The 7,721-nt window shown below is 69.1% G+C and carries 6 protein-coding genes and 1 pseudogene; 2 read left to right on the forward strand and 5 right to left on the reverse strand.

Features of this window, described 5'->3' with window-relative positions:
• The coding region (gene gspF / locus KDH83_RS28245; protein WP_212321861.1) for a type II secretion system inner membrane protein GspF at positions 1–1,138 on the forward strand (1,138 nt) is incomplete at its 5' end.
• Between the two features lie 129 nt (positions 1,139–1,267).
• On the opposite strand, the gene KDH83_RS28250 is transcribed toward gspF, so the two are convergent.
• From KDH83_RS28250 to KDH83_RS28260, 3 genes are all read right to left on the reverse strand, one after another.
• On the reverse strand, positions 1,268–1,606 hold the full coding sequence (locus KDH83_RS28250) for a P-II family nitrogen regulator (protein WP_103273941.1): 339 nt from the start codon (positions 1,604–1,606) through the stop codon (positions 1,268–1,270).
• A gap of 65 nt (positions 1,607–1,671) precedes the next feature.
• Positions 1,672–3,312 (reverse strand): NAD+ synthase, encoded by a 1,641-nt coding sequence (locus tag KDH83_RS28255; RefSeq protein ID WP_212321863.1) that lies wholly within the window; start codon positions 3,310–3,312, stop codon positions 1,672–1,674.
• Between the two features lie 73 nt (positions 3,313–3,385).
• A complete protein-coding gene (locus KDH83_RS28260) occupies positions 3,386–4,702 on the reverse strand; it encodes a mechanosensitive ion channel domain-containing protein (RefSeq protein WP_249205414.1) in 1,317 nt (438 codons plus the stop codon).
• Between the two features lie 181 nt (positions 4,703–4,883).
• Here KDH83_RS28260 and argH point away from each other — a divergent pair, with 181 nt between their 5' ends.
• Complete coding sequence (argH, locus tag KDH83_RS28265; protein WP_212321865.1) at positions 4,884–6,305, forward strand: argininosuccinate lyase; 1,422 nt, start codon at positions 4,884–4,886, stop codon at positions 6,303–6,305.
• A 98-nt stretch (positions 6,306–6,403) separates the two neighbouring features.
• Here argH and KDH83_RS28270 read toward each other — a convergent pair.
• Both KDH83_RS28270 and KDH83_RS28275 read right to left on the reverse strand, forming a co-directional pair.
• Positions 6,404–6,613: pseudogene (locus KDH83_RS28270) on the reverse strand (type II toxin-antitoxin system HicB family antitoxin); the annotation flags it as partial.
• 142 nt (positions 6,614–6,755) lie between these two features.
• A complete protein-coding gene (locus KDH83_RS28275) occupies positions 6,756–7,682 on the reverse strand; it encodes a LysR family transcriptional regulator (RefSeq protein ID WP_212321868.1) in 927 nt (308 codons plus the stop codon).
• Positions 7,683–7,721 lie beyond the last annotated feature (39 nt).

Genomic DNA, 7,721 nt, shown 5'->3' on the forward strand with positions numbered 1-7,721 from the left:
CACCGAGCGCGGCGCCCGCAACCAGCTGCGCGGCCGCGGCCTGCTGCCGCTGTCCCCCGCCCCCGCCGCGCGCGCCGAGGGCCTGGGCGGCGCCTTGCGCGCGCGCCTGTCCGATGCCGACCTGGCCTGGCTGACGCGCCAGCTGGCCAGCCTGCTGGCCGCGCGCCTGCCGCTGGACGCGGCGCTCAGCGCCACGCTGGACCAGGCCGAGAAGAAACACATCGCCACGGTGCTGCTGGGCGTGCGCGACGACGTGCGCGCCGGCCACAAGCTGTCGGCGGCGCTGGCCGCAAGGCCGCGCGACTTCCCGGAGATCTATCGCGCGCTGATCGGCGCCGGCGAGGAATCCGGCGACCTGGCGCAGGTGATGGAAAAGCTGGCCGACTACATCGAGGAACGCAACGCGCTGCGCGGCAAGGTGATGACGGCCTTCATCTATCCCGTCGTGGTGGCCTGCGTGTCGGTGATCATCGTGGTGTTCCTGCTGGGCTATGTGGTGCCGCAGGTGGTGTCGGCCTTCAGCCACGCCAAGCAGCAGCTGCCCATGCTGACCCGCGTCATGCTGGCGCTGTCAGACTATGTGCGCGAATGGGGCCTGGCCACCGGCGCGGCCCTGGTCGCCGCCTTCGCGCTGTGGCGCTACGCGCTGCGCGCGCCGGCGGCGCGCACCGCCTGGCACGCGCGCGTGCTGCGCCTGCCGCTGGCCGGCCGTTTCGTGCTGGGCGTGAACGCGGCGCGCTTCGCGTCCACGCTGTCGATCCTGTGCGGCAGCGGCGTGGCGCTGTTGACGTCACTGGAGGCCGCGCGCCGCACCTTGAGCAACGAAGTGCTGCGCCAGGCCGTGGACGAGGCCTCGGCGCGCGTGCGCGAAGGCGCGCCGCTATCGACCGCGCTGGGCGCGCAGAAGGTGTTCCCCAGCCTGCTGGTGCACCTGATCGGCAGCGGCGAAAAGACCGGCCAGCTGCCCGAACTGCTTGATCGCGGCGCGCGCAACCTGTCGCGCGACCTGGAGCGGCGCGCCATGGCCATGACGGCGCTGCTGGAGCCGGCGCTGATCCTGGTGATGGGCGGTTTCGTGCTGCTGATCGTGCTGGCGGTGATGATGCCGATCCTGGAGATGAACCAGCTGATCCGCTAGGCGCGACGTTGCCGCATGACCGGCATGGCGCTCCGCCTGGATGCCCGTCACGTCATCCAGGCAAGCCGGAAAAACAAAGGCCGCGCGACCCGGTGGGCGGCGCGGCCTGTGCCGGACGAAAGAAATGCGTCAGAGCGCTTCTTCGTCGGCTTCGCCGGTGCGGATGCGGATGGCCTGCTCGACCGGGGTGACGAAGATCTTGCCGTCGCCGATCTTGCCGGTGCGCGCGGCCTTGACCACGGCCTCGATGGCCTGCTCGACGCGGTCGTCCGGCAGCACCACTTCGACGCGGATCTTGGGCAGGAAATCGACCACGTACTCGGCGCCGCGGTAGAGCTCGGTGTGGCCCTTCTGGCGGCCGAAGCCCTTGACCTCGGTGACGGTCAGGCCGCTGACGCCGACCTCGGCCAGCGCTTCGCGGACTTCGTCGAGCTTGAAGGGTTTGATGATGGCGGTAACTTGTTTCACTTTGCTTGTCCTGGTTTTTTTCGATCTGCGTGGAAGGCCGGGCGCGGCCGGGGCGCTCGCGGCGCCTATTTGCCGACGGCTTCGCGGAATCCGTTGGTGACAGGATAACGCCAATCCCGGCCGAACGCGCGCGGCGTGATGCGCGGTCCGGGCGGCGCCTGGCGGCGCTTGTACTCATTGATGCGGATGAGGCGCACGACCTGCTCCACCGCCTCGGGCGGATAGCCGGCGGCGACGATCTCGTCGGCCGATTCGTTGCCTTCCATGTAGCGTTCCATGATGCCATCCAGCACGTCATAGGGCGGCAGGCTGTCCTGGTCGGTCTGGTCGGGGCGCAGCTCGGCCGAGGGCGGTCGGGTGATGATGCGCTCGGGGATGACCTCGCCATTGCGGTTGCGCCAGACGGCCAGGCGGTAGACCAGGGTCTTGGGCACGTCCTTGATGACGGCGAAGCCGCCGGCCATGTCGCCGTACAGCGTGCAGTAGCCGGTGGTCATCTCGGACTTGTTGCCCGTGGTCAACACCAGGCGGCCGGTCTTGTTGGACAGGGCCATCAGCAGCGTGCCGCGCACCCGCGCCTGGATGTTCTCTTCGGTGGCGTCCACCGGCAGGCCGGCGAACTGCCCGGCCAGCAGGCCTTCGAAGGCGTCCACGGCCGGGCCGATGGCGATGTCGTCATAGCGCACGCCCAGCCGCCGCGCCATGTCGGCGGCGTCGATCTGGGAAATGTCGGCGGTATAGCGCGTGGGCATCATGACGGCGCGCACATTGTCGGCGCCGATGGCGTCCACCGCCACGGCCAGCACCACGGCCGAATCGATGCCGCCGGACAGGCCGATGATGGCGCCGGGGAAGCGGTTCTTGCCCAGGTAGTCGCGCACGCCCAGCACCAGCGCGTTCCAGACCTGCTCTTCCAGGCAGTACGGCGCCACGTCGGCCTGCGCCGAGGCCGGCTTGACGCCGCCCTGGGCGTCGACCTCGACGAAATTCACGCCCTCGGTGAAATCGGGCAGGCGCGCCGCCGGCTCGCCGGCGGCATCCAGCGCGAAGGACGCGCCATCGAACACCAGCTCGTCCTGGCCGCCCACCATGTTGGCGTAGATCAGCGCGTAGCGGTTCTCGCGGGCGCAGCGGCGCGCCACTTCCAGCCGCTCTTCCTGCTTGCCGGTGTTGTACGGCGAGGCGTTGGGCACCAGCAGCACCTGGGCGCCGGCCTGGGCGGCGGCGCGCGGGGCGCGGTCGAACCAGATGTCTTCGCAGATGTTGACGCCGAAGCGCACGCCCTTGACGTTGAACACCAGCGCTTCGCCGTGGGCTGAGAAATAGCGCTGCTCGTCGAACACCGAGTAGTTGGGCAGCTCGCGCTTGCAGTAGGTGCCCAGCACGCGGCCCTCGCACAGCACCGAGGCGGCGTTGTACAGGCGGCCCTGGCGCGCCTGGACGTGGCCCACCAGCACGTGCAGCCCGGCCAGCCCGGCCAGGTCCTGGCGCAGGCGGTCCAGCACGTCCTGCTGGGTCTGGACGAACAGCGGGCGCAGCAGCAGGTCCTCGGGCGGGTAGCCGGTCAGGACCAGTTCGGGCGTGACCAGCACGTCGGCGCCTTCGGCATGCGCCTTGCGGGCGGCCTCCAGCACCTTGGCGGCATTGCCCGCCAGGTCCCCCACCAGGGCGTTGATCTGCGCAATTCCTACACGGGCGGCGCTCATGGACAGCGTTTCCAAATACGTGACAATCGATCGGAAAATTATCGCATGCGGCGGCCGGGGCGGGCGGCCGGGGCTAGCGTGGCAATTCCTGCCCCTGCGGCCCGACGCCGTCGCGGCCCATTTCCCGCATCGCGCTCTCGCGCAGGCGGCCGCCCATCTCGCCGATGTCGGCGCCGGACGGCTGCTGGTACAGGCGCATGCCCAGCTCGGGCAGGATGGCCAGCAGGTGGTCGAAGATGTCGCCCTGGATGCGCTCGTATTCCACCCAGGCGGTGACGGCAGTGAAGCAATAGACCTCGACCGGGATGCCATCGGACTGCGGCTCCATCATGCGGACCATCATGGCCATGTCCTGGCGCACTTCCGGATTCTGCTTCAGGTAGGCCAGCGCATACATGCGGAAGGTGCCGATATTGGTCAGGCGGCGGCGGTTGGCCGGCACGGCGGCCTGCTCGCCCATGTGCTGGTTGGCCTGGGCGATGTCGCTGGTCTTGGCCTGCAGGTAGTCGCGCAGCAGGCGGAAGCGCATCAGGCGCCCGGCTTCCTCGTCGGTCAGGAAACGCACGCTGGCGGCGTCGATGCGCAGCGTGCGCTTGATGCGGCGCCCGCCCGACTCGAACATGTGGCGGTAATTGCGGTAGCTCTCGGAGAACAGCTTGTAGGTCGGCACCGTGGTCACGGTGTTGTCCCAGTTCTGCACCTTGACCGTGTGCAGCGCGATGTCCTTGACGAAGCCGTCGGCGTTGGACTGCGGCATCTCGATCCAGTCGCCGATGCGCAGCATGTCGTTGGTGGTGAGCTGGGTGCTGGCCACCAGCGACAGCAGCGTGTCCTTGAACACCAGCAGCAGCACGGCCGACAGCGCGCCCAGGCCGGAGATCATCCACAGCGGCGAGCGGTCGATCAGGATGGAAAGCACCAGAACGGTGCATATGACCATCAGCACCAGCTTGCCGATCTGGATATAGCCCTTGATCGAGCGCGTCTGCGCCCGCGTGGTGGCCGAATAGGTGTCCTGCCAGGCGCTCAGCACGCCGGACAGGGCCACGAACACGCAGATCCAGGCCCCGGCATGCGCCAGCCGGCCGACGATCTCGGCGGCGCGGTCCACGTGCGGCACCAGCTCGATGCCCATCGACACCACGGCGAAGGGCACGGCGTACCACAGGTTCTGGTAGGCACGGCGGCGCTGCAGCGCCTTGTCCCAGTCCTCGTGGCCGGTCAACACCAGCAGGCGGTGGGCCAGCAGCAGCACCACCCGCGCCACCACCCACTGCACGAACAGGGCGGTCAGCACCAGTACGCCGATGCCGATCAGGGTCTGCGCCCAGACCTCCTTCGGCAGCTGGGCGTCGATTTGGGTCACCAGGTCTTCCCAGTCCATGGGCATAGGGTTTCCACTCACTCAAACAGATCGAATCAAAGCCGAATTATCCGACACCCGTTCCCGTACCGGGGTTCCGCGGCACGGCACGGCCTGCCGGCGCCGCCCTGGCCGCCGTCCGAGGCAGCGCCATGCGCCGACGTCCGGCCCGCGGACGCCCCCGGCAGGCCCTATAATCCCGCCCATCATGGCAAACACCCCCTCCCCCGACCAAAACCAGTTCGCCAACAAGGCGCAAGCCTGGTCCGCCCGGTTCTCGGAACCGGTCTCCGAACTCGTCAAACGCTACACCGCGTCCGTGGATTTCGATAAGCGCCTGGCGCGCCACGACATCCAGGGTTCGCTGGCCCACGCCGACATGCTCGCCGCCCAGGGCATCATCAGCGCCCAGGACCTGGCCGACATCCAGCGTGGCATGACCCAGATCCGCGCCGAGATCGAGGCCGGCAGCTTCCAGTGGCTGCTGGACCTGGAAGACGTGCACCTGAACATCGAGAAGCGCCTGGTGGAGCTGGTGGGCGACGCGGGCAAGCGCCTGCACACCGGCCGTTCGCGCAACGACCAGGTCGCCACCGACATCCGCCTGTGGCTGCGCGAGGAAATCGACACCCTGATCGAGCTGCTGCGCCAGCTGCGCCGCGCCCTGGCCACGGTGGCGCTGGACAACGCCGGCACCATCATGCCCGGCTTCACCCACCTGCAGGTGGCCCAGCCCGTGACCTTCGGCCACCACCTGCTGGCCTACGCCGAAATGTTCGGCCGCGACGCCGAGCGCCTGGCCGACTGCCGCAAGCGCGTCAACCGCCTGCCGCTGGGCGCTGCCGCGCTGGCCGGCACGTCCTACCCCATCGACCGCGAGCGCGTGGCGCGCACGCTGGGCTTTGACGGCGTCTGCCGCAATTCGCTGGACGCCGTGTCCGACCGCGACTTCGCCATCGAATTCTGCGCCGCCGGCGCGCTGGTCATGACGCACGTCTCGCGCCTGTCCGAAGAGCTGGTGCTGTGGATGAGCCCGCGCGTGGGCTTCATCGACCTGGCCGACCGCTTCTGCACCGGCAGCTCGATCATGCCGCAGAAGAAGAACCCCGACGTGCCCGAGCTGGCGCGCGGCAAGGCCGGCCGCGTCAACGGCAACCTGGTCGCCCTGCTGACCCTGATGAAGGGCCAGCCCCTGGCCTACAACAAGGACAACCAGGAAGACAAGGAAGGCCTGTTCGACACGGTGGACACGCTGCGCGACACGCTGACCATCTTCGCGGACATGGCCGGCGGCATCAAGGTCAAGGCCGACAACATGCGCGCCGCCGCGCTGCAGGGCTTCGCCACCGCCACCGACCTGGCCGACTACCTGGTCAAGCGCGGCCTGCCCTTCCGCGACGCCCATGAAGTCGTGGCCCACGCCGTGCGCGACTGCGAACAGCGCGGCTGCGACCTGGCCGACCTGACGCTGGCCGAGCTGCAGGCCTACAACGCCGACATCGGCGAAGACGTGCACCAGGTGCTGACGCTGGAAGGCTCGGTCGCGGCCCGCAAGCACGTGGGCGGCACCGCCCCCGAGCGCGTCGCCGAGGAAGCCCGCCGCGTGCTGGCGGAGACGGCTGGCGAGTAAAGCCCGCGCGTGTTCAGATGCGAAAAACGGCCCTGGAGTCATCCAGGGCCGTTTTTTTGCCAGCGCGATTGGAACCATGCCGCCCGCGCCGGCGAAGTTCAGGCGATAGACACGTCCAGACGGCGTCCCAGCAGTCCCAAGGCGGTTTCGACCATTTCTATCTTCGACGAATGGCGCAGGTTCAAAAGCCGATCCACCTGCGGCACATGCACGCCCAGCCGGCGCGCCAGCTCCGCCTTGCGCACGCCCTGCCGAATCATTTCATTGGACAGGAACACCTTGCTGGTCACCAAGGCGCGCAAAGTGATGCAAGGCTGCCCCTTCCCTGTGTGTAGGGATAAGTCAGCATGCAAGTCTCCGACAACGGACTGCGTCGGTATCGAACATATTCTTCCTGCCCACGGAATGGGACCATGCAACGCCTGATTTCAGACCATAAGTAGGCCTCCCTCACTCGACCCTCACCCCCTCCCCCAACATTTCCAGCGTCGCGTCCACCTTCGGCAGCAGCTGCCGGCTGGTCTGCCAGACCAGCCGCAGCGGCAGGCCGGGCGTTTCCCAGCCGGGCAGCACCTGGACCAGGCGGCCGTCGCGCAGGGCGTCGCCGGCCAGCCAGGTCGCCAGCTGGGCGATGCCGCAGCCGGCGATCACGGCGTCGAGCTGGGCCTCGGCATCGCCCAGCGTGATCGCGCCTTCGATCGGCATGCTACCCATGGCGGCGGCCAGGCCGGCGGGCGGCATCTCGCCCAGCGGCACGCGCCAGGCGGCCGCGCCATCGGCCCGGGCGTACGCCACGGCGTCATGGCGCGAAAGTTCGTCCACGTCCTTCGGCGCGCCACGGCGGTCCAGATAGTCCGGCGCGGCGCAGAACACCAGCCGTTCCACGCCCAGCTGGCGATGGCTCAGGCCCGGCATGCGCCGGTCGGGGCCGCCGATCCGCACGGCCAGGTCGATGCCCTCTTCCGCCAGGTCCACGAAACGGTCGGTGAACGTGACGCGCGGCTGCAGCCGTGGATGGCGGCGCGCGAATTGCAGCAGCAGCGGCAGGACCTTGCGCTTGCCGAAGGTGGCGGGCAGGTCCACGCGCAGGCGGCCCGCCGGCTCCTGCCGCTGCGCGGCCAGCGCCGCCTCGGCTTCCTGCAGCTCGTCCAGCACCCGCACGCAGGTCCGATGAAAGGCCGCGCCCGCGTCCGTCAGCGCCAGCCGCCGGGTGCTGCGCTCGAACAGCCGCGCGCCGACCCGCTCCTCCAGCCGCGCCACGCTCTTGCCGACGGCCGACGCGCTCAGGCTGAGGCGGTCGGCGGCGGCGGTGAAGCTGCCGGCGTCGGCGACGCAGACGAAAACCTCGATGCCTTTCAGGCGTTCAGACGGGATCATTCCAGGCGCTCCAAGGGGTCATGCTTACCCCAATATAGG

The sequence above is a fragment of the Achromobacter sp. Marseille-Q0513 genome, from assembly GCF_018195695.1.
GTDB lineage: Bacteria > Pseudomonadota > Gammaproteobacteria > Burkholderiales > Burkholderiaceae_B > Achromobacter.

What these genes read in the sequence shown, in the direction of transcription:
- KDH83_RS28255 (WP_212321863.1), bottom strand. Translation starts at nt 3,312, where the DNA reads ATGAGCGCCGCCCGTGTAGGAATTGCGCAGATCAACGCCCTGGTGGGG.
- KDH83_RS28260 (WP_249205414.1), bottom strand. Translation starts at nt 4,702, where the DNA reads ATGCCCATGGACTGGGAAGACCTGGTGACCCAAATCGACGCCCAGCTG.
- argH (WP_212321865.1), top strand. Translation starts at nt 4,884, where the DNA reads ATGGCAAACACCCCCTCCCCCGACCAAAACCAGTTCGCCAACAAGGCG.
- KDH83_RS28275 (WP_212321868.1), bottom strand. Translation starts at nt 7,682, where the DNA reads ATGATCCCGTCTGAACGCCTGAAAGGCATCGAGGTTTTCGTCTGCGTC.